Raw genomic sequence first — 23,038 nt, 5'->3', positions numbered from 1 at the left:
ACTGGCAAGATTGGTGAGGTGCGGGAGACCATGGCATGAAGCGGGACGTCTCTGTGGAGCTGGATATCGCGATCTCGGGGCCGACAACCCTCGAGTTCCAGATCGCCGTCGCCCGACAATCGGGCCCCGAGCTCAACGAGTCGCTGGTGTTCGAGCTCGACGGCCGCACGATCGTGCCGCAGGAAATCCTCGGTCCGCACGGCACTCGCATTCACAAGTTCGCCGCAGGCACCGGCGGGTTGCAGGTGCGCTACAGCGCGTCGGTATTCGGTGCCGCGGTTCCGGAGCCGGTTTCCGGCTACGACCTCGCGGTATACCTACGGCCGAGCCGCTTCGCCGAGTCCGACAAGCTGCTCGGTTTCGCCGCGACCGAATTCCCCAGTGGCGCAACGCACGCGAATTCGGCCGCAGCGGTGTCGGCGTGGGTCGGTCGACGCCTCCGTTACGTCGCGGGCAGCAGCGACCCGATCGATGGTGCGGTGGACACACTGCTGTCCGGGGCCGGGGTGTGCCGCGACTTCACGCATTTGCAGGTGGCGTTGTTGCGTGCGCTCAAAGTGCCCGCCCGGCTCGTGTCGGTATACGCGCCCGGCCTGTTTCCCATGGACTTCCATGCCATCGCCGAGGCGTATGTCGATGGCGTGTGGCGGGCTTTCGATGCCACCGGCCTGGCTCCGCGCTCGTCGCTGGTCCGGATTGCCACCGGGCGCGACGCTTCCGACGTCGCGTTTCTCGACAATCACGGCGGCGAGGTCTACGTGAACAACATGAGGGTGGGTGCCGTCGTCGACGGCCACCTACCGCTCGACAACGGCGCCGATCCGGTTTCGCTGTGGTGAGCGAGACATCGGCGCTGCCCACCACGTCGAGATCGACCATCCCGGTGCGCCACGTGGAAACGTTGGTGTCGAGCAGAATTCGTCCGACTATCTACCTCTGACGCCCTTCGGCCCGGCGCCCCGCCGATGCCAGGATTCGGTGTTACCGTCGACAGGTGCCGAGCAAGCGCGATATTCAGCATCGGGTAGTGACGGCTTTTCAACGGCGGGTCGGCAATCCGATCCTGCGCAGACTGCCGAGCCAGCAGCTACTCGAGACGGTCGGGCGAGTGAGCGGCGAGCCTCGTGTCACGCCGATCGGTGGGCGGCGGACCGGCAATGAGTTCTGGCTCGTCTCCGAATTCGGCCAGCGCTCCCAGTACATTCGGAACATCAACGCCGACAATCGGGTTCGGTTGCGTCTGCACGGCCACTGGCACACGGGCACCGCGCACCTGTTGCCCGACGACGATGCCCGCGCTCGCCTGCTGACGTTGCCGAAGGGCAATAGCGCCGCCGTCCGGTTGGTCGGCACCGACTTGCTGACCGTGCGCATCGACCTGGACGACTGACGCCGATCGCTCGATTCGGTGACGTAGAGATCAATCACTTGTGCGCCGTCGGCGGCATCACTGCCGGAGGTGCGGATTCTGCGGGTGTGCTGCGGTTCCCGCACCCGGCCGCCTCGGTGTGCGCAGGATACCGGTGCCGGCGGTCTGACGCCGTCACCGATGCATGACCGCGACCGCGCGCGATCGAATGCGGATAATTTGCTGGGACGATGGGTGCCATGATCCGTGCGTTGACTGCCCGCTGGACCGTGCTCGTACCCCTATTGGCCGCCGTGGCGCTGGCCGTCACCTGGGGGCGAAGTCTGCATTCGGTGGGTGTGATCATCGTGGTCGCGGCGTTGATGGGCGCGGTACTTGCCGCGGTGCATCACGCGGAGGTCGTCGCGCATCGGGTCGGCGAGCCGCTCGGATCGTTGGTGCTCGCGGTCTCGGTGACGGTGATCGAGGTGGCGCTGATCCTCACCTTGATGAGCTCCGGTGGTGAGAAGACCGCCTCACTTGCGCGCGACACGGTGTTCGCTGCGGTCATGATCACCTGCAACGGCATCTTCGGTCTTTCGCTGTTGGTCGGGGCACTGCGTCGGCGGGTCGCGGTGTTCAATGCCGAGGGCACCGGGGCCGCGCTGGCCACGGTGGCGACGCTGGCCACGCTCAGTCTGGTGCTGCCGACGTTCACCACGAGCAAGCCGGGGCCGGAGTTCTCTGCCGCGCAGCTGGCCTTTGCCGCGGTGGCCTCGCTGGCGCTCTACGGGTTGTTCGTCATGGTGCAGACGGTGCGTCACCCCGGCGACTTCCTGCCGGTGGAGGCCGACGGCGTCGTGGCCGATGACGAAGACGTTCATGATGATCGGCCGTCGGTGCGTGCCACGCTGATCAGCCTGGCGCTGCTGCTCGTCTCGCTGGTCGGCGTCGTCGGGCTGGCCAAGATGGTGTCCCCGTCCATCGAGTCGGGGGTCGCCTCGGCCGGGCTGCCGCCCTCCGCGGTCGGTGTGGTGATCGCGCTGCTCGTGTTACTGCCGGAGACTCTCGCCGCGGTGCGTGCGGCCCGTCGCGATCAGGTGCAGATCAGTCTCAACCTCGCGCTCGGCTCGGCGATGGCGAGCATCGGTCTGACCATTCCCGCGATCGTGCTGGCGACTATCTGGCTAGAGGGCCCGCTGGTGCTCGGCCTCGGTGCGACCCAGATGGTCCTGCTCGGTCTGACAGTCGTGGTCGGCGTGCTCACCGTGGTGCCCGGTCGGGCGACCCTGCTCCAAGGCGGCGTCCACCTGGCATTGTTCTCGGCTTTTGTGTTCCTGGCCGCAAGTCCATAGCGGTCGTGAGTGGCACCTCGAGAAGTCGAGCAAGTTTCCGGCATCCGGATGTTGGTGGCTTCTACCTGGGACGACACGATGCGCGGAAGTTGATCTTTTACCGCGCAACTTTCGGTAGCGTGCCTTTTGGCGAGCTTTTCGTGACGGTCGACTCGAAACGAAGGCGGTGCGATGGAGGAACCCGGCAGTTCCGCACCAGACGGCGGACCCGACGACAGCCGAGTACTGGTTATCGCGGCCGTGATGACCGCGGTGCTCACGCTGGTGGTCGCGATCGCGCTGATCCTGCAAGCCGACCAGAAGGCCGACGGCCCTGTCATCACCCCACCCGCGACCGCTACCTCGACGCCGAACGCGACATCCGTGGGACTGCCGCCGCCGCTATCGCAGTCCCGTCGCCCATCGAGTGCCCCGCCGCTGCCACCACCGCAACATGCGCGTCGGATCGGCGACGACTGCTCACATGACAACACCGTCGCGCAGTGGCACCTGCGCAACGAGCGATGGGAGTGTGTGCCGCAGGCGCAGGGTGGTGGCGAGCCTGGACCGTTGCCCGCTGTGCCCGGTGAGGCTGGACCGTTGCCTGCCACGCCTGGTCCGTTGCCCGCCGTGCCCGCCGTGCCCGCCGTGCCCGCCGTGCCCGCCGTGCCCGCCGTGCCCGCCGTGCCCGCCGTGCCCGCCGTGCCCGCCGTGCCCGCCGTGCCCGCCGTGCCCGCCGTGCCCACCGCGCCCGGCGGCCACGGACCGCTTCCCGCTACGTCCGGCGCGCGTTGACGGCTAAGTGGTGACTCCAGGGCTGACGGTCGGGAAATTCGATGGACATGGCTGAGATGCTCGATGGGTGATTGTCGTCCCGGACTTCTTCGCCACCCGCCTGGTCGGTATGGAACCAGCGGCCGAGCTCTGGTTGAACCGAGTGCCCGCGCTGGCCGCCGAATACGCCGACCGGTGGAAATTGCGCCTCGTCGGAGCGCCGATGCACGGATATGCCAGTTTGGTACTGCCGGTGCTCAGGACCGACGGTGAACCCGCCGTACTGAAACTCAGCTATCTCAACGCGGAAACACGTGACGAGCCGGTCGCGCTCGCCGCCTGGCGCGGACAGGGCGCGGCACTGCTGCTCGACAGCGATGCCGAACAGGGTGTGCTGCTGCTCGAACGTCTCGACCCGAGCCGATCGCTGGCCACCGAGCCGATCGAAGAAGCCGTGCCGATCATCGCGAGCCTGCTCCGTCGGCTCGCCATTGCGGCACCACCCGGTATGACCCGCGACCTGCGCCGCGAGTCCGAGCTCTGGGTCGAGGAACTGCCGAAGGAGTGGGAGCGGCTCGGCTCCCCGTTCCCGCGCAAGATGCTCGACGCCGCGGTCGAGGTATGCCGTGAACTGGGACCGACCGCCGACCGGCTGCTGGTCAACGAGGATCTGCACTTCGAAAACGTCCTCGGCGGCATCCGCGAACCCTGGCAGGTCATCGACCCGCAGCCGCTGATCGGCGACCTCGAGTACACCATGCTCTCGCTGCTGTGGAACCGGCGCACCGAGTCCGTCCTCGACGACCGCTTCGCCACCATCGTCGATATCGCCGACCTCGACGCCGACCGCGCTCGTGCCTGGACCCTCGTCCTCGCCGTCAGGAACTGGCTGTGGTTCGTGGAAGACGAAGACACCGAAGACTTCGGCTGGCCCGCCGTTCAAGCCATCGCCCCATGGGCAATGCGCTGAAACCGCGGCAATGAAGCGAAAACTAGCCAGGCACATCACCCGCCCCGCCCCGGCGCCCTCGCGAAACTGTGTGCGCGCCTTTGCGACAGTGACCCGACCACCCAACAGATCTAGTGCTCGCCGCCCGATTCGTCGCCGGTGAGTCCGGTGCGGTCGAACCCGTTTCGGTGACTGTCGCTACGGGCTGAAGGCGGGGACTACGAATCGGTCGACGAGTGCGCGCTCGCTGGTGGGCTCGGTGGCGGGCCAGAACAATAGCGACAGCACTACCCGAACTATCCACTGCCCGGCGGCCGGGTCGTCGGTGGTTGCGGTGAGCGCGGTCGCGGCATCCGCGAGCCGGGGGTTTCCCGCGAGGTATTTGTCGACTTCCTGTGGAGTGGTCGCGGCGAGGAAGGCGACCGCGACAGGGTCGGCGCGCACGGCATCCAGGGCGGCGAGGATTGCGCGGGCGATGCGGTCGGGGCCGGTGAGTGCGCCGATCGAACGCTGGATGGTCGAGGCGATCCGGGTGGTCGCGGTGGTCAGCACGGCCTCACGCAAGGCGGATTTGCCGCCGACGTAGCGGTAGACGGTGGCGCGGGAGCAGCCCGCGCGTGCGGCTACGTGGTCGATATTGAGTCCGGCCATGCCGTCGCGTGCAATGAGCTCGGCCGCGGCGGCATGGATGCGTTCGATGGCGAGCGCGCGGCGGTCACCGCCGGCAAGCCAGTCGGGCTGTCGGGCAGTGCCCACATCATTCGGGCCAACCGACGGGATTTGGTGCGTCTGGGTGGAATGTGTCCGCGTTGGTTGGTCGGTCATCGCCGTTGCTCCTAATTCTGCGATAGAAACGGTTGGTCAATTTTGTCTCACAGTGAGACATTTCGGAAGGGGTATCCGGGGTCGCTCGCAGGTAGGCGAGCCGCCTGAGACCTGGGCTGACCTGGTGATTCGAGGTCGACTTCTCATCTTTTCGAAACTATTGACGGGGTGGTCGCCAACGCGAAACCTGGTGTGCGCAAGCAGTTGCCGTGCGTGAGGAAAGGCGAATCGGATGACCCGGGCATTGGATGAGATCAATGTGTTCGACCACGAGTTGCTCGACGATCCGTACCCGCTCTACGAGCGACTGCGCACCACGGCACCGGTGCATCGAGTCGCGGATACCAACTTCTATCTGGTGAGCCGCTGGGATCTGGTCGCCGAGGCGACGGCGCGGGCCGCCGACTTCTCCTCGAATCTCACCGGCGTGCTGGTGCGGCAATCCGACGGTTCGGCCGCGGTGTTCGACATGGACGGCGGCGGTCAGGCCATTCACGTCCTGGCGACGGGCGACGATCCGACCCATATGGTGCATCGCAAGGCGGTCTTGCCCGCCCTTGTCGCGAAACGTATTCGCGCACTGGAGACGACCATCGTCGCGACCGCGGATGGGTTGTGGGAGGAGGGTTTCCGAGACGGTCGCATCGAATGGATGTCGGCACTGGCCGACCGGCTGCCGATGACGCTGGTCGCTCGCCTGATCGGGCTGCCGGACGAGGATATTCCGCAGCTCGTGGCTTGGGGATACACCAGTACCGAGCTACTCGGCGGTGTCGTCACGACCGAGCGGCTCGGCGTAGCCGTCGCGGCCGCCGCTGAACTCGCCGGATATCTGCACGAACAGCTCACGAACGTGCGCACCGACCCCGGCGACAACCTGCTCGGCGACCTCGCGAAAGCCTGTGCCGCAGGCGATCTCACCGCCGAGGTCGCGGTGCTGATTCTCATCCAGTTGGTCGGTGCGGGCGGCGAATCCACGGCGGGCCTCATCGGCAATGCCGCCCGCCTACTCGCCGCCGATCAAGCCCTCCAGCACCGCCTGCGCGCAGACCCCGACCTGATCGTGCCATTCCTCGAGGAGACTCTCCGCGTGGAATCACCCTTCCGCGCCCATCACCGCCACGTCATCGCCGACACCACCCTCGGTGATGTCACCCTCCCCGCGGGCAGCCACCTGCTCCTACTTTGGGCCGCCGCCAACCGAGACTCCGCCGTCTTCCCCGACCCCGATGTTGTCCGCCTCGACCGCCCGACCACCCGCAACCACCTCGCCTTCGGCAAAGGCATCCGCTTCTGCGTAGGCGCCACCCTCGCCCGCCTGGAAGCAAAAATCGCCCTCCGAACCCTCCTGTCCGGCACCGAATCATTCGGCATCGACACAGAACCCGATGCCGCCCAATGGCTTCCGAGCATCTTCGTCCGCCGCCACCGACGACTGTCCCTGAATGCCGACCGCGACGGGCTTTTTCGATATCGAGCGTAGTGAAATGGTGGCGCCGAGTGCTAGGCGTGGGCAGTTTTGCCGCCGTCGATGACCAGTTGGGCGCCGGTGAGATAAGGGTGTTCGTCGGAGGCGAGGGTCAGTGCGAACGAGGCTATCTCGTGCGGAGTGGCGAGGCGGCCGAGGCCGGGGACGTTCGATTTGGCCCACTGTCTCATCGCGACCTGCCAGGCGTCGTCGGGGAGGGCTTCCATGCCGGAGGCTCGGCGGATCAGTTCGGTGTCGGTGGTGCCGGGGATCAGTGTGTTGACGCGGATGCCGTCGGCGGCGTAGTCGAGGGCCGCGGCCTGGACCAGACCCGCGAGGCCGCGTTTGCTCGCGGTATAGGCGCCGCGGCTCGTGTCGGTGGCGAGGGCATTGCTGGACGCGGTCACCACGATGGTGCCGCCTCCCGCCCGAAGCAGATGCGGCACTTCGTATTTGATGGCAAGAAAGGTGCCGCGCAGGTTGGTGTGCAGCACCCGGTCGAACTCCTCGGCGCTGTACTCGTGCAGCTTCTTCTGAATGGTGATCCCGGCATTGTTGAACGCCACATCGAGCCCGCCATAGGTGCGCACCGCCGAGTCGACGAACCCCCGCACTTCGTCCTCGACGAGGACGTCGGTACGAAAATAGGTCGCCTCACCACCTGCCGCGCGGATCTCCTGCTCCACCGCCCGCCCACGCTCGACCCGCCTGCCGCAGAACGCGACCCGCCCACCCTCGGCGGCGAACAGCCGAGCGGCGGCCGCCCCTATCCCCGAGGTCGCGCCGGTGATCAGCACAACCTTGTTCTCGAAGCGCCGTAAGCCCGAAGGACGAAACACCGGCGGATTCGAATCAGCACCGAGCGCAACCCCACCCGCCAGCCCAGCGGTCGCGCCGACCACCAGCCCGGAGGCAGCAGCCAAACCGAACAGTTTGCGCCGATTCGGCTCGGCCGAGGTCGCCCCGGAAGTTGCTGTGTCGATGTCGTTCTCATCGGTTGTCATGCCACAACCGTGGCCGAAGCGACGGCCAAGCGATTCCCTCGATGGGCCGGAGTCCCGGCCTCGAGTAGGGGCCCGGCTCCTCCTCGGTAGTAGTCGGATAGGCCGTCCGGGAGCGACATAGGTCGGCCCGGCCGTAGGTCTCCTCGGGTGTTGGTGGTGTGGCCCGATGGAGGAGAGGTGCTCCTCCTGCGGGAGGAACCGGATGTTGCGGGTGCCGGGCATCATGGTCTGGGTGGTGGATTCGGTGGGTGTGACTCGCGGTGTCGAGTGGGTGCTCGATGCGCGGTCGCTGCCGGTGCGGTTGATCGTGCTCGGCGCCTTGGCCGCGGGGTGTCTGCTGCTGCTTTCGGATTCACCAGGTCTGGTGGACTGGGTGATCGGGCTGCTCGCGATAGTGGCGACGGCGGGTGGTGTGCGCTGGCCGCTGGCCACGTCGTTCGTCACGACCGGGCTGCTGGTGCTCGGGTTCGAGATCGGCCAGGTCGGGCCGGTGGTGCCGAAGGTTGCCGCCGCCATCGCCCTGATCGAACTGGCGGCGCGCCGCGATGGCTGGCGACCGCTGGTGGCCTCGGCGGCCTTGGGCGGCGCGTACCTGCTGCATCCGGCAGGGGCGGTCGCCGCGACCAGCTATCGCGCGCTCGTCATGGCGGGTGCGCCACTGCTGGTCGGCAGCCTGCTACGCGCGGCGCGTGCGGGTACCGAGCGGGCCGAGCGGGCCGCGGGGGAGATCGCGCAACGCCGTGAGTCCGATATCGCCGCCGCGCGGGCACTGGAGCGCACCGCCATCGCCAGGGAGTTGCACGACCTGATCGCCCACCATGTTTCCTCGACCGTGCTTCGCGTCGGTGTGGCCAGGCACGCGGTTCCCGACGCGCCGCCCGCCATCCGGGAGGTGCTCGACGACATCCATGCCAGCGGCACCGAAACCCTCGCCGACCTGCGCCTACTCGTTTCGGTCCTGCGCGACCCCGCGATGGCGAGCGAATCCTTCATCGCACCAACCGATCTGCCTGCCGCACTGACCGCCGTAGCCGACCGTGCCGTGCAACTGGGCCGCACCGTCGAGGTCGACATATGCGACACCGTCACCACCGTCGACGCACTACGCGCACTGACGCTCTTGCGACTGGCACAGGAGGGCATCGCGAACATCGCGAAACACACCGACCCCGGTACGAAGGCAACGCTGATCGTCGACGTCGGTGCCGATGGCACCGTCGATTTCGTGTTACGTGACACCGGGATACATACCGAGCCCAACGGAACCGGGCATGGTCTCGGACTTGTCGGGCTGCGCGAACGAGTTGAGCTACTCGGTGGCGCCTTCGACGCGGGACCGGGCACCAGGGGCTGGCAACTGATCGCCCGGTTGCCGGCCGGGGCACGAGTGCCGTCGTGAGCATGCTTTTCCGCCAGGCAGTTCGGTTGCCAGAAGGAGTGACTGTGGCACGGTGTGGCTCATGACCATTCGTGTGCTCATCGTCGATGATCAGCAGTTGGTGCGGGCCGGTCTGCGGATGCTTTGCCAAACCGATGACGAGCTCGACGTGGTGGGGGAGGCGGCCGGGGGCGCTGACGCGGTCCGGCTTGCCGAGCAGATGTCTCCGGATGTCGTTCTGATGGATCTTCGGATGCCGGGTATGGACGGAATTCGTGCCACCGAAAGGATTCTCGCCGGTCGCCCCTCGATTCGGGTGCTCGTGCTGACCACGTTCGACGACGACGATCACCTCTACCCGGCCCTCGCGGCGGGTGCGTGCGGATTCCTCGTCAAGGACGCGTCGCCGACCGACCTGCTCGACGGCATCCATCGCGCCGCCGCGGGCGAATCCCCGTTCACCCAGGCCATATTGCAACGATTGGTCGGTTCGGCGGTGGCCGCACGTGCGTCGGACAACCGGTATTCCGCGACCCGGCCCGGCGCCGTGCCGATTCCGGCCAAGCCGCTCACGCCGCGCGAAGCCGAGGTACTGGCCTTGGTCACCACCGGCCTGTCCAATGCCGAGATCGCCGACCGACTCCACCTCGGCGTCACCACGGTCAAAACCCACATCGCCAATCTGATGGCGAAGACCGGTGCCACCAACCGAGTTCGCCTCGCCGTACTCGGCGCCGGGCAAGTGCACGGGGGTTCGGGCTAGCGCGCCGGTCAAAGTTCTTTTCAATTCCGACATAGCGCGATTCCGCATCCGGGAAGCGGCAAGTACACGCCGCGTCTCGATAGCGTGGATGCATGAATCACGACGCTCTCGCCGCGCGTCCGCGCATCCACGAGCTCGACGCCGTGCGTGGGATGGCGCTGTGCGGGATTCTGGTAGTCGACATCTGGCAGCTCACCGGTATGTCGGCGACGGTGACCCCCGGGGTCATCGATCCGACGCGGCATGTGCTGTCGGTGCTGTTCGAGGGCCGATTCTTGCCGATCTTTTCGTTCCTCTTCGGGCTGAGTTTCGCCCTGTTCCTCGACACTGCGGCGCAGCGCACGGATCGGCCGCGCCTGGTATTGGCGCGCAGGCTGGTTGCGCTCGGCGTGCTCGGCGCGGTCCATCATGTTTTTCGACCCGGCGAAGCGCTGCTTCCGTACGCGATCGTCGGATCGGTGATCCTGCTGCCTGCGGCGGGTCTACCTGGCTGGGTGCTGTTGCTTGCCGGATCAGCGGGGACCATCGGTGTCGCGCTCGCCCTCGGTGGCGGGCTCGGCCTGGTGCCAGGACTGTTCCTGCTCGGCCTGGCCGCCGACCACTTGGAGTTCGTCGATCGGTTGCGTGGTCGCGGCTGGCCGCTCGCGGTGGCCTTCGTGGCGTCGCTATCGGCAGCCGTGGCCGCGAGCGTCTGGGAGTTCCGCACGCCGTACTCGGAACTGTGGATCAGCGCTGCCGCGCCGGTAGCCGGGCTGCTCGGCGCGCTGGCCTACCTGACCGGCTTCCTGCTGTTCCTGCGCACAGATGTCGGGGAACTGTTCTCGGGGGTGCTCGAGCCGATGGGACGGATGGCGCTGACCAACTATGTATCGGCCACCGCGCTGATTCTGGTCGCCGACCCGTGGCTCGGGCTCTCCGGCTCGACCCACTATGGCAGGCTGCTCGGCCTGGCCGCCGCGATCATCGCGGTACAGGCGCTGTTGAGCTACTACTGGTTGCATTGGTTGCGCTACGGCCCGCTCGAATGGATCTGGCGCTGCGTCACCTGGTGGCGGCCGGTGCCGATCCGCCTCAGCCGCGAGGAACGCTGGAAGCGTGCCGTCATGGCCGGGCCGCCGCGGCGTTGGTGAGCTGCTGCTCAGCCGAGTTTCACGGGCAGCATGAGCGGACCACGATGCCGGAACCCGGAGCGCCACAGGATATCTCGATGCGGTACCGAAAGAGCCGTGCCGGGCCAACGGGCGAATACCGCGTCGAGAGTAGCGGCGGTAATGGTGCGTACCAGCGCGGTGCCCAGGCACGAATGGAGGCCGTAACCGAGGCCGAGGTGGGGGTTGCGCTTGCGGGTGAGGTCCAATTCGCGGGGTCGGGTAACCACCCTCGGATCGTGGTTGGCCCCGGCCAGGCACAGCAGCACTGTCTGCCCGGCTCGGATCGTGTAGTCGCCGAATCTCAGGTCGGTGGTCGCGAAACGGGGCCCGGCCAGCACCTGTGGCGACAGATAGCGCAGCAGCTCTTCCACGGCAGGCTGCTTGTCCGCCGCGGAGTGCAGGACGGGCAGCTGGTCGGGATTGTTCAGCAGGGCCAGGATCGAACCCGAGATCAGGTCGGCGAGTACCTCGTACCAGACGAACAGCAGGTAGAACAGCAACCCGGCAAGCTCTTGCTCCGACGGCGACCCGGTGTCGTCGTGTGCGGCGACCACCCTGCCCAGCATGGTGTCGGCTCGCTCGGCCCGCGCGTGCTCGATCGCCGAGGTAATGATGGCCCGCATCGTCGCGAGGGTGTCTCTGGCCCGTGGGAGGGCGGCGCAGGTGAGCAAGGTCGAATTCGCCCATGCCGCAAGCGCTTCCTGTTCGCCGCCGCCGAGGCCTAGCAGCTCGCCGAGCACCGCGGCCGGCAGCGGCACCGCCAGCCGCTCGACCAGATCCACTTCCGCATCGGAATCGATATCCCGCAGCAAGGATTCGACCAGTGCCGGGGCGAGCTCGGCCCATTCGGTGCGGCGACGCGGTGACAGTTCGCCGGTCACCAGCCTGCGCAGGCGCGCGTGATCGGCATGCGCGGTGACAAGCAGCGCGTCCAGTGGTGGCGGTACCGCGAAGCCCCGGTAGTCCGTCGGGCCTGCCGTGCGAATGTCGGTGACCAGTCGATCATCGAGCAATCCGACCCGCACGTCGTGATATCGCGTCACCAGCCAGGCCGGCGGTCCATCCGGAGTTCGCACCCTGTGCACGCCACCCTCGCGGCGTAGCCGGTCGAGCACCGGCCACGGATTCGCCGCGAACTCGGCATCGAAAATCTCTTGCACCGATCACCATCCCCGTTGTCTGCCAACATTTCCCGCGACCGCCCGACGCGCACCAAAGTACACGCGCCCGCACGACGTGGTCACGCACCGCCCGGCCCCGTCGACGGGGCGTCCCGGAGGGTCCGGCGCGGCTGGCGAGGATCCGCTGTCAGTCGTCGCAGACTGGACGGTCATGGACCTCGTGGTCTTGTTCACCAGGGGCCGATGCTGCCGCTGGTGGTCCGGCTCACCGGCGTGCACGCGAATACGAAGAAGGAACGGGAGCTCGAACGACAGTTGTGGGAGCGGGGCGTGCGCGCCGAACTGACGCGGCTCGAGCAGATAGCCGAATCAGAGGCCCTGTCCGATGACGTCTACGAACGGCTGCGCGGCAATCTGCACCAGCGTCTCGCGCGCGCCGACCCGGAAGCCGCAGACGCGGACGCGAAGTCGCAGGCCGCCCGGAACCTCGAACTGACCAACAAAATTCGCGACATCAGAGACGATGTCCGTGAAGCGGGCCGCCGCGAAGCCCTTGCCGCACACCGGGAACCCGGTATGCCGCCAGATCTGGTCGATCGCGTGACGCGCCGCCTCGATCCAGGGCGGCGCTAGCCGCGCTACTTCGCGGCGACTCCGGTCGAGCGGATCGCGTCGAGGACTTCGGCGTAGCTGAGCGTCGTCGAATTCACAGTCATCGTCTCCGAGGACCTGTCGACGTCAACAGAATCCACGCCGCCGAGGCCGAGCAGTGTCTGTTCGGCAGCCCTGGCGCTTTCATCGGAATAGTTGGGCATATCGAATGTGTATGTCATGTGGTGGCCATATCCCGATCGACCGGTTCTAAACACATCGGTAGCGGCTGTTTGACTCTCGGGTTACCGGGAATATCGAGGTTGTAATACCAACCAACGCAACGGGATTATCATGATCATACTTATCGGACTCGTCGTCCTGATCGCCGCGGTAATCATCGGCGTGGCCGGTGTAGCGGCCAACATGGGCGAAGTGAGCACGTCCACGAATGATTTCGCCATGTTCGACTATCACTTCACCGCCAATGCCGGGCAGCTGTTCGGCTACGGAGCGGCTGTCGGCGCCGTCGGGATGCTGGGGCTGAGCCTGCTGTTGGCCGGTTTCTGGCGCAGTTCTCGACGCGGCATGGCGACGCGCCGCGAACTACGGCATACACGCAAGGAAGTGGCCGCGGTGCGCCGCGATACGCCACCTGCTGCCACGCCGCCTGCCAAGGCGCCGCCCGCATCTCGACCCGCAGGCTCGCCGTCGGGCGAGAAGTCGGTCTGGAGCTGGAACCGGTTTATGCGCCAACCTGCCGGGGCAGCCCCGGCCGAAAAAGTAAGGAAATGACAATGATTGTCCTTGGACTGATTCTGCTTGTCGTCGGATACCTGATCGGTATTCCATTGCTCACCACAGCCGGCATCATCCTGCTGATTATCGGAGCTGTTCTGTTCGTAGCCGGATCGGTGGGCCGCCCTGTCGGCGGCCGACGTCACTATTACTAGAACGCCGGACAGCAGAGGATGATATGAGCATCGAAAACAGAATCTCGCATCAAATCCAGACGACGCGGGGCAGCATCAAGAAGTTCTTCGGCGCAGCGACAGGAAACGCTCGGCTCGAGGCGGAGGGACGCCGAGACCGGTCTCGCGGCAACGCGAAACGTGCTGCGGACAAGCTGAAGGACGCCTTCAAACGCTGACCGCGTGTGCGATGTCAGGTCTGCGGTAGTGGACCCTGTGGCCGAGGAGCGATCGCGCTCCTCGGCCACCACCGTGTCTCAGGGGGTTTCAGATCCCGGACACATCGGCGAGCTGGCCGATGCCGTAGGTGATCGCCATAGCCAGTGCGCCGCCGATGACAACACGCAAAACGGCCCTGCCGCGACGGCCGCCACCGAGGCGGGCGCTCACGGTGCCGGTGACCGCGAGCGCAACAAGCACCGCCGCGAAGGTCACCGGGATGCGAGCCGTTGTCGGCGGCAACAGGATTGCCAGTAGCGGCAGCAGCGCGCCGAGGGTGAACGCGATCGCCGAGGAAATGGCCGCCTGCCATGGGCTGGTCAGTTCTCTCGGATTCAGTCCGAGCTCGGCCTCCGCGTGTGCGGTGAAGGCGTCGTGAGCGGTCAGTTCCTCGGCGACCTGCCGTGCGGTGTCCGCCGACAAGCCCTTGGCCCGGTAGATGCCGGCCAGTTCGGCCAATTCGAGGTCCGGTTCTTCGCTGAGTTCCCTGCGTTCCTTTGCCAGTAGCGCGCGCTCCGAGTCACGCTGGGTGCTGACCGAGATGTACTCACCGACCGCCATCGAGATAGCGCCCGCGCTCAACCCCGCGATGCCCGCGGTGAAGATGGACGACGTATTCGTCGTCGCCGCGGCGACACCGACAACCAGGCCCGCGGTCGACACGATGCCGTCGTTCGCCCCGAGCACGCCCGCGCGCAGCCAGTTCAGCCTCGACGCCAAGCCCTCGCCGTGCGGCTCGTGCGGATGTGGCGCACCGGTGCCCGGCTCGGTCGTCTCGTCCATGAGCCGCACACTATGTCAAAGTCCGCAGAGTATCGGCCAGCCGGACCGCGAGCGCCACGATAGTCAGGGTCGGGTTGGCATGCCCGGTGGTCGGGAAAACCGAACTGCCCGCGATGAACAGGTTGTCCACGCCGTGTACCCGGCAGTCGATATCCACGACCCCGTCGCGTGCGTGCGCCGACATGCGGGTCGTTCCTGTCGGATGTGCCCAGTCGGTGAGCTGGAGCGGCAACGTACTCCCCTCGCGCGCCCAGTCGTAGAGGGCGGGTGCGGGGAAGCCGAGGCGCGCGAATTCCCCGATCGCCAGCGCGGCCGCGCGACGGACAGCGGTGTCCTCCTGCGCGTTCACCCGCCAGTCGATCCTGGCCAACGGCATGCCGAGCCGATCGGCTCGGTCGGCCAGCGTGACGCGGCTGTCCGGGTTCGGCGACTGTTCGACCATGCAGCGCAACTCGATTCGGTCGAGCCGGTGCGGCAATCCGGTGTGCTGGATGAGCCTGCGCCGCGCACCGGACAACAGCAAACCGGAGTTGGCCAGCGCGACCTTCGCGTCGCGCCTGGTGCCACGGCCGCGCAGCAGCTGCTTCACCGAATCCCATGGGTCGTCCTCGGCGGGCACTTCCTGTAGCCACAGCGCGCAATTGAGCAGGCCTTCGGCCTCCTGGATATCGGGAGACAGTGCGACACCGTGCAGAAAGGTGTGCTTGCCGTGCGGTGTCCGCACGACGTATTTGCCGAAACGCTCGAGCACGGTGTCCGCCACGGATGGGTCGAGCGCGCCGACCGCGCCGCAGCGGTGGTCCATCAGAAACCGTCCGACCAGGTCGTGCCGGTTGCCGATGCCCTCGGGACGGACCCGCCGGGAGGCGAGCAGCAGCCGTGGATTTCCGATGCCGCCGGTGGCGAGCACGAATGTCGCGGCCCGTACGGTTCGCGGCCGGGGTTCGGTCCCCGCCACCTGGACCGAATCCACCCGAGCGCCGTCGGGATCGGTGTCGATATGGGTGACTGTCGCGTTGAGGAACACCCGAATGTTCGGTGCGACGAGACCTTTCACATGCGCGCCGAATCGCTTGCAGTCGAACGGATCCACCGGATCCCGGCTGATCTGCCAGAAGTACGGGCGCAATCGAGCGGGATCGAGCGAGTCGGTCGGCTGCGGGCGACCGGCCAACCGCCAGAACGCGTCATCGGTGAAGCCGCTGCCGTAGCCGATCCCTATGTGCTCGGCGGCGCGGTCCAGGAAGGGTGCGAGCTCGCTGGCGCCGATCGGCCAGCCGGAGTGGGGAACCCAAGGGCGGTCACTGAAATCGAGCTGGTCGAGCAGCCCGCAGCGTCCGCTCCAGGTATGGGATGCGCCGCCGAGGATTCGATCGCCGGAGACCCGGTTCGACTGGGCCCTGCGCGCACCCACATTGTCGATATCGGCGAGTGCGTCCACCTCGTCGGACAATTCGAGGCCGCCACTCTCCAGCACCAGCACCCGCAGCGGCGTTCCGGCCAGCTCGGCGGCGAGGGTCAGCCCCGCCGGGCCCGACCCGACAATGCACAGATCGGCGGCCAATTCGTCGTCGCCGACCGATCGCAAATCATCGATACGCAACGGAGGTTCCTCTCCCGCAAGACACCCCGGCCACGAACCCCCCTGTCAGGCTCGCGTGTCCTGTTCACTTTAGGAGGCAGACCGTATCTTTGCCGGTGCTTCAGCAGCCCCGGCTGAAGAATGCGCGTATGTAGCCCGCGGACTGGCGGATGTACATCCAGGTCCAGAACTTCACTCCGGAGTCACTTGGGCTCGCGACCATGGTCAACTCGCCGTCGAAGCACTTGCTCACGATGTACCTGGCCCGCGACACATGCGGGGTGTAGGTCACCACGATGATGTGACGCCACCCGTACAACTCCGTGCGCCGACGGATCTCCTGTGCCTCGCCATCGGTCGTCCACGGATCCGGCACGAAACAGCTGACCGTGAAATCGAATCGGCCCGCACAATACTTGTCCATCGCGGCGTCGTTGATACCGGTCGACCGCGAGATCAGCAGCTGCGGCGCGTATCCGCGCTCGGCGAGATCGAGGCCCATATCGAAGCGCTCGTAGGCCGTCCCGCCGAGCACAACGATCGCATCCGCCTTCCGCAGCGGATCGGTCTGTGGGTGGATGTAGACCGGCACGCCCGCCAGCCCGAGAACGAATACCAAAACGAGCAGCGTGCTGATCAGCAAACCAGCTCGTCGAAGGCCGGACACGTTTCGACGATACATAAAGTCGCGCGGTGGGCGGGGACGCCGCAAACGCGTGCGCCGGAACGAGTAAGAGGCGATCCGCGGCTCATCGGGCATCGGCTGTGGTAGGTGCACGGGCTGAGCGTCGCGGTCCAGTTCGTCGTCGGAGACAGCGGTCATACCGACCAGCGTGCCACCGGGCAAACAATTCGGTGTCGGCGGAGACGTCGAATAGCCCACACGCTCAGGAGCCACTCAGGGAAGGGGCGGGGTCACGGGCGGCCGTGGGTACCTTCGCGGCGGATGGCGGTGGGTGTTGCGGCCCACCATCTTTGGGTGCAGCGGGTGAAGGTCGATTGCTCGGATAGGCCGATCAGGGAGGCGATTTGGCTCATGGGCATGTCGGTGGTGGTGAGGTAACGGCGCGCGGCATCGCGGCGGGCGGTGTCGAGGATGGTGGCGAAAGAGGTGCCTTCGATGGCGAGGCGGCGTTGCAGGGTGCGCGGGTGTGCGGTCAGAAGCCGTGCGACGGTACCGATCTCGGGGGGAGCGGTGCCGAGCAGCTGTTGGACGGCCGCGCGCACCTGCGGGACGATGGACGCGTTCGCGCCACCGGACTGTTCGGCGAGGAAGGCCATGGCGAGGCGGTGCAGGTTTTCGTCGCCGCCGCTCAGTGCGCGCGTCGCGAGGCTGCTCGGCACCCGCAAGATCGCCGCGGGGCGATCGACGCGCACCGGTGCCCCGAATAGTTCTTCGTAGGTCTGGATCGGCGCCTCCGGTCGGTAGGGGAGTTCGACCGAGCGCAGACCGTAGCGATCATCGACGAGGCGTTGGATCGTGCGATGCACGAAGGCAAGGCCGAGGTCGGTGCCCTGGATCGGTGTCGGATAGCCGGGCTGCACGCCGTAGCGCAGTGCGATCACCCCGCGGTCCCCATACGGATCCGGCTCGAGGATCAGGCTCAATGAGCGGGCGTGCAGGAACAGATAGCGCGAGGAGCATTCGACAACATCGGCCAAGGTCGGTGAATTGCGGATGGCCAGCGCGAGCGGGCCGAGCATGTCGAGGTCTTGGCGGCGCGCGATGCGCAGGCCGAGATCGGGACAGCCGAGCCGATGCGCTGCCAGTTCCAGGACCGCGGCGACCGCCTGGTCGGGTACCAGCATGTCGTCGGCGTCGAGGGCGGCGATCGGCAGGCCGCAGGCGGTGGCGAACTGCTCGGCGTCTCCGCCCAGCTCGGCCACCGTGGCGCGAAAGCCGCGCAGTCCCGCGGACCGAATCACCGACATGTCGTCCAGAGTCAAATACTTGTCGCGCAAAGTCAAGAACCTGCCTCGAAACCCTCCCACACTGGAGTCATGACCGAGACTGTCGTAGCTCCGGAACACCTCGATGTCGTGATCGTCGGCGCGGGACTGTCCGGGATCGGCGCCGCCCACCGGCTGCAATCCGAGTGCCCGACCAAGACGTACGCGGTACTCGAGGCGCGCGACGCGCTCGGTGGTACCTGGGATCTGTTCCGCTATCCGGGTGTTCGCTCGGACTCCGACATGTTCACCCTCGGCTATCCGTTCAAGCCGTGGCGCGACGCCAAATCGATCGCCGATGGTCCGTCGATCCTGCGCTACGTCCAGGAGACCGCCACGGAGTTCGGCATCGATCGGCACATTCGGTACGCGACGAAGGTCGTCGCCGCGGACTGGTCCACCGACACCGCCCGCTGGACGCTCACCCTCGAACAGCGCGACGCCGCGGGCAACACCGCGCAGCGCACCCTGACCTGTGGCTTCCTATACGCATGCGCCGGGTACTACAACTACGACCACGGCCACGCCCCTGACTTCCCAGGCGCGGACACCTTCGCGGGACAGATCGTGCACCCGCAGTTCTGGCCGGAAGACCTCGACTACACGGGCAAGCGCGTCGTCGTCATCGGCAGCGGCGCCACCGCCGTCACCCTGATTCCCTCGATGGCCGACAAGGCCGAACTGGTGACCATGCTGCAACGCTCGCCGACCTGGATCAGCGCCGTTCCCGGCCGCGACAAGGTGGCCGACCGCCTGCGCGCGACGCTGCCACCCAACCTCGCGCACCGCCTGATCCGCACCAAGAACATCCTGTTCAACATCGGCTTCTACCAGTACTGCCGCCGCCGTCCCGCCGCCGCGCGCAAACTGCTCACCGACCTGACCACCCGCATCCTGAAGGACGAAAAGGCGGTCGCCGAACACTTCACCCCGAGCTACGACCCCTGGGATCAGCGCCTGTGCGCCGTCCCCGACGCCGACTTCTTCAAGGCGATGAAACGGGGCAAAGCCGAGGTCGTCACCGATCACATCGATTCCTTTGTCCCCGAAGGTATTCGGCTGAAGTCCGGCCGAATCCTGGAGGCCGACATCATCATCACCGCGACCGGCCTGCAACTTCTTGCCTTCGGTGGCATCGCCCCGCAGGTCGATGGCCGGACCGTGACGCTGTCGGACCAATTCGTCTGGCAGGGAGCGCTGCTCACCGGTGTTCCCAATTTCGCGGTCTGCATCGGCTACACCAATGCCTCGTGGACCCTGCGCGCCGACCTGACTTCGCGATTGGTCTGCCGAATCCTCGAGCACATGGACAAGAACGGCTATGCCGCGGTGGTGCCCAAGCCGGATGGCGAACTCGCCGAGCGCCCCCTGCTCGACCTCGCCTCCGGATACGTCCAACGCTCCATCGGCGACTTTCCCCGTCAAGGTGACCGCCATCCGTGGAAGGTTCGGCAGAACTACCTGCTGGACTCCGCGACCACCATGCGCACCAACCTGGACAGGACTCTCGAGTCGACCCCGAATTCCGCAGTGCGTCAACGTGACCTATCGATCACCGGCTGACCAGGCGCGAGGTGCTCCGGCCCCCAGTTGATCCGGTAATCGAACATCCAGTTCAGTGGTGCGACACCGGCTTTCGCCGCCTTCTTCAGAAAGTACGGCGTGACCAGCCGGACCAGAAGTCGACCGAAGCCGTTGGATGCCTTGTCGCCGCTGGTCTGCGCGCCGTGGGCGACCACGCGCTCGACCCGCTCCCTGCGACGGTCTTCGTAGGCGGCCAATGCCGTTGCGGTGTCGGGGATATCGCGTAAGCAGGTCGCCAGCATCACGGCATCTTCGACCGCCATGGACACGCCCTGGCCGGAGGAGGAGGCGACCGCATGTGCGGCGTCGCCGACAATAACCATGTTGTCGTTGTGCCACGTTGTGACCGTCGGCATGTCGTATTGGTTGAAGCCGGGCACGAAGGTGTCATCGGGAGTCGCGGCCACGATGCGCGCGGCCGGGCCGCGATCGGCCCAGAGCAATGCGACGAGTTGATCACGCCATTGGGCCGGGGTCGTGTTCTCGCTCTCGGATCGTGAAAGTTCGCGCGAGCGAGGCATATTGGCGAACCACCAGATCTCGCCGTCCGGCGCGACGAAATAGCCGAAGAATGCCTTCTTGCCGAAAATCATGCTGTAAACGCCGGGCCGCAGACCGAGTGCGTCATGCAGTGAGCGGTCGGTGACGAACCCGCCGAGTCCGTAAATCCCGAGGAAGTGTGCCTTCGGTGCGGTGGGGTCGATGATTTCCCTTGTACGGGAGCGGATTCCATCGGCGCCGATCAGCACGTCGGCCTCGATGGTCGTTCCGTCGGCGAAGGTAGCGCTGACGCCGCCCTGTGCCGTCGGCGTCGCATTCACCAACCGCTTGTTGTATTCGTAGCGCACGCCGCGCCGGGCCGCCTCGGCATTGAGCGCTCGGTACATATCGCGCCGCTTGACGCTGTGGGTGACGGTGCCGTCGGGGAGGGTTCCGCCGATCGGCATATCGGTAATGTGCTTACCGGAGCTGGTCGAGAAGGACAATGTGCCGCTCGGATGGCCGATCTCGGTGACAATGCTGTGGGCGTTCAGCAGCGCGAGCGCGGAAAGCCCGTTCACGGCGACCGTAAGGTATGCGCCGATCTGCGTTCCGGCCACGTCGTCATACGCCTCACACACGATCGGCTCGAGTCCGGCCTGCCGCAAGGCCATGGCGGTCACCGGTCCCGCGATCCCGCCGCCGATGATCAGTGCCTTCTTCATAGTGTCTCTCCTCTAGATCTCTTCGTCCTGATGTATCTTGATAATCAAGACATAAGTAGTTTGACTATCAAGAGGTTTGAATGTCAAGAGAAAATTTGGATGAGCTCCGTGCGCAGGCCGGTCGTGAGTCACAGGCGCTACAGGCCGCCGTCGACTCCGTAGATCAGACGGCCGCGGCGGTCCTCGGCGTCAACAGGACCGATCTGCGCTGTCTGGAGATTCTTTTCGGCGGCGACTCCACCCCGGGCGAACTCGCCGCGAAACTCGGTCTCACCAGCGGCAGCGTGACGACCATGCTCGATCGGCTTTCGAAACTCGACTATGTTGTGCGCCATCCCGAGCCGGGGGATCGCCGCAAGGTGCTCATTCGTATCACCGAGACGGCACTGTCTCCGATCATGCAGATCTACGGCCCGATCGCCGAGGAAGGGGCACGGGAAATCTCGCACTACACCGCGGCTCAACTGGGCACCGTCATCGACTTCCTGCGCCGTTCCCGCGAACTCCAAGAACGTCACCGATCCCGAATCGCCGCGCTCGCCGAGGGGGTCTAGCACGGCGGGGGAGGGGCAAACCGCGCGCCGTCATCGGGTGCGTCGGCTTGCTGGTGTGTAGCCTCGTGAACGCCGATGCATCGTTCGCGATTGGATTGTTGCCAGTGTCGGGAAGCGTGTGCTCGATGTGTTCGCGAAATATCAAGTGCCACAACTGTATTAGTCGATAAGAGCGACTGTGCATGGTGCCGTTCGATAGGTCCGAGCTTGGCATTCACCTAGAATTTATCAATGTCCGCCCCGAAGACACCGTGGTCCGATCCGCCCAGGATTTGGTCCAACGAGCGGCGCCGTGCGCCAGTGTCGGGGCCGGCGCGGGTCGGTGCCGGTGGCGAGCAGTCGGGGCGGCGCGGCGAAGGCACGGTTGGCAATCCGGGTCCCATGCCCGAGACGGCGGTATTCGGTCCGCCGGTACCGTATTCGCCCGGCGAGGAGCTCTACGGCAAGGCGAGCGTCGAAACCGGCGAGAATTTTCCGCCGGAGCAGCCACAGCCGGACCCAGAGCCACAGCCACAGCTACAGCCGGAGCCGCCCAGCAGAACCGGATTGTTGATCGGGATCGGGGTGCTGCTGTTGATCTTCATCGGGCTGCTACCTCTTATGTTGCAAGACAACTCGACCTCGACCGGCAGCTCGTCGAGTGCCAAGGCGCCCCCTGTCGCGCCAACGAGCACGAAGGTCGCGCCGGTCGCGAAGGCAACTAAGTTCTTCCGCGGATTGGCCATCGGGAAGGTCACCGCGAACGACGGGTCGACGCTTACCGTCGAAGGCGTGCTCGGCAGCACTGCCCTGGTGCGGGTCGACACGCGCACTCGGGTCCTGATGTTGGCTTCCCCCCGCGCTTCTGACGTGCGCATCGGCACCATGATTGTTGTGCAAGGTGACCAAGCCTCCGATGGCACCATCCAGGCGAGACTCATCTTGGGCGGGGCGCTGGCCGCGTCATTCGGAAGGTGAGGCGACGGCACTTTGTGGCGCGTATCGGACCATGCTGCGCCTCAACGCCCGTCGGGTGCGGACTGCCTGCGCGCTGTGTCCTGCAACCGAATCGACTCGGCGACCTCGGCGACTGCCTTGCGAATGACAGCTCCATACCCATCGTCGCCGAGTGTGTGCAGACAGTCACGGGCCGCGTCGATCTCGCGTCGCGCGGCGTCGAAGGAGGCGAGCCGCCGATAGTTGTCCGCCAGGTTCAGGTGCAGTGACGGGTAGAAGCCGCGCACATCGACCTGGGAATCGTATTGCCCCATGCGCTCGGCGGTCAGGCTGTCGGCCGCGTCCAGCGCCCGGATGTCCCAAGAAAGCGCTTGCGCCGCATCTTCGTACAGATCGGCCAGGTAGTGCGCCAATGTGCAGCGGTGCAGCGGATCGCCCTGTGGTCCGAGCGAATCCCAGATCTCGAGCAGAGCGGCGCGAGCACCGCTGGTAGAGCCTTTGCGACCAAGCGCGACCGCACGGGTGATTGCCGCCATCGTCTCGTTCGG

26 protein-coding genes are annotated in these 23,038 nt (G+C 66.3%); 16 read left to right on the top strand and 10 right to left on the bottom strand.

Annotation, left to right across the window (positions count from 1 at the left end; all coding sequences use genetic code 11):
* Positions 1-35: 35 nt before the first annotated feature.
* The 5 genes from ACLMAJ_RS34980 to ACLMAJ_RS34960 all read left to right on the top strand — a co-directional run bounded on the left by ACLMAJ_RS34980 (position 36) and on the right by ACLMAJ_RS34960 (position 4,426).
* The gene (locus ACLMAJ_RS34980; protein ID WP_412018179.1) at positions 36-839 is read left to right on the top strand and encodes a transglutaminase-like domain-containing protein; all 804 of its coding nucleotides are present in this window, start codon (positions 36-38) and stop codon (positions 837-839) included.
* Between the two features lie 155 nt (positions 840-994).
* A complete protein-coding gene (locus ACLMAJ_RS34975; protein ID WP_412018178.1) occupies positions 995-1,390 on the top strand; it encodes a nitroreductase/quinone reductase family protein in 396 nt (131 codons plus the stop codon).
* A 209-nt stretch (positions 1,391-1,599) separates the two neighbouring features.
* Positions 1,600-2,703 carry a calcium:cation antiporter gene (locus ACLMAJ_RS34970; protein ID WP_412018177.1) on the top strand — a complete coding sequence of 368 codons (1,104 nt, stop codon included), beginning with the start codon at positions 1,600-1,602 and terminating at the stop codon, positions 2,701-2,703.
* 171 nt (positions 2,704-2,874) lie between these two features.
* Positions 2,875-3,477 (top strand): hypothetical protein, encoded by a 603-nt coding sequence (locus ACLMAJ_RS34965; protein ID WP_412018176.1) that lies wholly within the window; start codon positions 2,875-2,877, stop codon positions 3,475-3,477.
* 67 nt (positions 3,478-3,544) lie between these two features.
* The gene (locus ACLMAJ_RS34960; protein WP_412018175.1) at positions 3,545-4,426 is read left to right on the top strand and encodes an aminoglycoside phosphotransferase family protein; all 882 of its coding nucleotides are present in this window, start codon (positions 3,545-3,547) and stop codon (positions 4,424-4,426) included.
* A 177-nt stretch (positions 4,427-4,603) separates the two neighbouring features.
* Here ACLMAJ_RS34960 and ACLMAJ_RS34955 read toward each other — a convergent pair whose 3' ends face one another.
* Positions 4,604-5,230 carry a TetR/AcrR family transcriptional regulator gene (locus ACLMAJ_RS34955; protein ID WP_412018174.1) on the bottom strand — a complete coding sequence of 209 codons (627 nt, stop codon included), beginning with the start codon at positions 5,228-5,230 and terminating at the stop codon, positions 4,604-4,606.
* 232 nt (positions 5,231-5,462) lie between these two features.
* Here ACLMAJ_RS34955 and ACLMAJ_RS34950 point away from each other — a divergent pair, with 232 nt between their 5' ends.
* Entirely contained in the window at positions 5,463-6,713 is a 1,251-nt protein-coding gene (locus tag ACLMAJ_RS34950; RefSeq protein WP_412018173.1) for a cytochrome P450, read from the top strand.
* A 20-nt stretch (positions 6,714-6,733) separates the two neighbouring features.
* On the opposite strand, the gene ACLMAJ_RS34945 is transcribed toward ACLMAJ_RS34950, so the two are convergent.
* Positions 6,734-7,702, bottom strand: a complete 969-nt coding sequence (locus ACLMAJ_RS34945; protein WP_412018172.1) for an SDR family NAD(P)-dependent oxidoreductase — start codon at positions 7,700-7,702, stop codon at positions 6,734-6,736.
* 202 nt (positions 7,703-7,904) lie between these two features.
* On the opposite strand from ACLMAJ_RS34945, the gene ACLMAJ_RS34940 reads away from it, so the two are divergent.
* From ACLMAJ_RS34940 to ACLMAJ_RS34930, 3 genes are all read left to right on the top strand, one after another.
* Entirely contained in the window at positions 7,905-9,101 is a 1,197-nt protein-coding gene (locus ACLMAJ_RS34940) for a sensor histidine kinase (RefSeq protein ID WP_412018171.1), read from the top strand.
* Positions 9,102-9,162: 61 nt separating this feature from the next.
* Positions 9,163-9,843, top strand: a complete 681-nt coding sequence (locus ACLMAJ_RS34935; RefSeq protein ID WP_412018170.1) for a response regulator — start codon at positions 9,163-9,165, stop codon at positions 9,841-9,843.
* A gap of 92 nt (positions 9,844-9,935) precedes the next feature.
* Positions 9,936-10,973: a DUF418 domain-containing protein gene (locus ACLMAJ_RS34930; protein ID WP_412018168.1), complete on the top strand. Its 1,038-nt coding sequence runs from the start codon at positions 9,936-9,938 to the stop codon at positions 10,971-10,973.
* Between the two features lie 8 nt (positions 10,974-10,981).
* On the opposite strand, the gene ACLMAJ_RS34925 is transcribed toward ACLMAJ_RS34930, so the two are convergent.
* A complete protein-coding gene (locus ACLMAJ_RS34925) occupies positions 10,982-12,154 on the bottom strand; it encodes a cytochrome P450 (protein ID WP_412018166.1) in 1,173 nt (390 codons plus the stop codon).
* A 204-nt stretch (positions 12,155-12,358) separates the two neighbouring features.
* Between ACLMAJ_RS34925 and ACLMAJ_RS34920 the strand changes: the two genes are divergently transcribed.
* Positions 12,359-12,748: a hypothetical protein gene (locus ACLMAJ_RS34920; RefSeq protein WP_412018165.1), complete on the top strand. Its 390-nt coding sequence runs from the start codon at positions 12,359-12,361 to the stop codon at positions 12,746-12,748.
* Positions 12,749-12,753: 5 nt separating this feature from the next.
* Here ACLMAJ_RS34920 and ACLMAJ_RS34915 read toward each other — a convergent pair whose 3' ends face one another.
* The gene (locus ACLMAJ_RS34915; protein WP_412018164.1) at positions 12,754-12,948 is read right to left on the bottom strand and encodes a hypothetical protein; all 195 of its coding nucleotides are present in this window, start codon (positions 12,946-12,948) and stop codon (positions 12,754-12,756) included.
* Positions 12,949-13,060: 112 nt separating this feature from the next.
* On the opposite strand from ACLMAJ_RS34915, the gene ACLMAJ_RS34910 reads away from it, so the two are divergent.
* The 3 genes from ACLMAJ_RS34910 to ACLMAJ_RS34900 are packed head-to-tail and all read left to right on the top strand — an operon-like array spanning position 13,061 to position 13,856.
* A complete protein-coding gene (locus tag ACLMAJ_RS34910) occupies positions 13,061-13,501 on the top strand; it encodes a hypothetical protein (RefSeq protein WP_412018163.1) in 441 nt (146 codons plus the stop codon).
* Between the two features lie 2 nt (positions 13,502-13,503).
* Positions 13,504-13,659 (top strand): DUF6131 family protein, encoded by a 156-nt coding sequence (locus ACLMAJ_RS34905; protein ID WP_412018162.1) that lies wholly within the window; start codon positions 13,504-13,506, stop codon positions 13,657-13,659.
* A gap of 23 nt (positions 13,660-13,682) precedes the next feature.
* A complete protein-coding gene (locus ACLMAJ_RS34900; protein ID WP_412018161.1) occupies positions 13,683-13,856 on the top strand; it encodes a CsbD family protein in 174 nt (57 codons plus the stop codon).
* A gap of 88 nt (positions 13,857-13,944) precedes the next feature.
* On the opposite strand, the gene ACLMAJ_RS34895 is transcribed toward ACLMAJ_RS34900, so the two are convergent.
* From ACLMAJ_RS34895 to ACLMAJ_RS34880, 4 genes are all read right to left on the bottom strand, one after another.
* Positions 13,945-14,679 (bottom strand): VIT1/CCC1 transporter family protein, encoded by a 735-nt coding sequence (locus tag ACLMAJ_RS34895; RefSeq protein WP_412018160.1) that lies wholly within the window; start codon positions 14,677-14,679, stop codon positions 13,945-13,947.
* A gap of 10 nt (positions 14,680-14,689) precedes the next feature.
* Entirely contained in the window at positions 14,690-16,282 is a 1,593-nt protein-coding gene (locus tag ACLMAJ_RS34890; protein ID WP_412018159.1) for a GMC oxidoreductase, read from the bottom strand.
* A 100-nt stretch (positions 16,283-16,382) separates the two neighbouring features.
* Entirely contained in the window at positions 16,383-16,943 is a 561-nt protein-coding gene (locus tag ACLMAJ_RS34885) for a YdcF family protein (protein ID WP_412018232.1), read from the bottom strand.
* A 233-nt stretch (positions 16,944-17,176) separates the two neighbouring features.
* On the bottom strand, positions 17,177-18,193 hold the full coding sequence (locus tag ACLMAJ_RS34880) for an AraC family transcriptional regulator (RefSeq protein ID WP_412018158.1): 1,017 nt from the start codon (positions 18,191-18,193) through the stop codon (positions 17,177-17,179).
* A 69-nt stretch (positions 18,194-18,262) separates the two neighbouring features.
* Between ACLMAJ_RS34880 and ACLMAJ_RS34875 the strand changes: the two genes are divergently transcribed.
* Positions 18,263-19,774, top strand: coding sequence for a flavin-containing monooxygenase (locus ACLMAJ_RS34875; RefSeq protein ID WP_412018157.1), 1,512 nt, complete (start codon positions 18,263-18,265; stop codon positions 19,772-19,774).
* On the opposite strand, the gene ACLMAJ_RS34870 is transcribed toward ACLMAJ_RS34875, so the two are convergent.
* The gene (locus ACLMAJ_RS34870) at positions 19,747-21,000 is read right to left on the bottom strand and encodes an FAD-dependent oxidoreductase (RefSeq protein ID WP_412018156.1); all 1,254 of its coding nucleotides are present in this window, start codon (positions 20,998-21,000) and stop codon (positions 19,747-19,749) included. The genes ACLMAJ_RS34875 and ACLMAJ_RS34870 overlap by 28 nt on opposite strands.
* Before the next feature lie 80 nt (positions 21,001-21,080).
* Here ACLMAJ_RS34870 and ACLMAJ_RS34865 point away from each other — a divergent pair, with 80 nt between their 5' ends.
* Both ACLMAJ_RS34865 and ACLMAJ_RS34860 read left to right on the top strand, forming a co-directional pair.
* A complete protein-coding gene (locus ACLMAJ_RS34865; RefSeq protein WP_412018155.1) occupies positions 21,081-21,554 on the top strand; it encodes a MarR family winged helix-turn-helix transcriptional regulator in 474 nt (157 codons plus the stop codon).
* 231 nt (positions 21,555-21,785) lie between these two features.
* Positions 21,786-22,511: a hypothetical protein gene (locus ACLMAJ_RS34860; protein WP_412018154.1), complete on the top strand. Its 726-nt coding sequence runs from the start codon at positions 21,786-21,788 to the stop codon at positions 22,509-22,511.
* Between the two features lie 41 nt (positions 22,512-22,552).
* Here the strand turns inward: ACLMAJ_RS34860 and ACLMAJ_RS34855 are convergent, their stop codons facing one another.
* Positions 22,553-23,026, bottom strand: a complete 474-nt coding sequence (locus ACLMAJ_RS34855) for a hypothetical protein (RefSeq protein ID WP_412018153.1) — start codon at positions 23,024-23,026, stop codon at positions 22,553-22,555.
* Positions 23,027-23,038 lie beyond the last annotated feature (12 nt).

It is taken from the genome of Nocardia arseniciresistens (assembly GCF_046764875.1).
Classification (GTDB): Bacteria; Actinomycetota; Actinomycetes; order Mycobacteriales; family Mycobacteriaceae; genus Nocardia; species Nocardia arseniciresistens.
The sequence above is the reverse complement of the archived record's forward strand: the minus strand, read 5'-3'. Positions and strand labels throughout refer to the sequence as shown.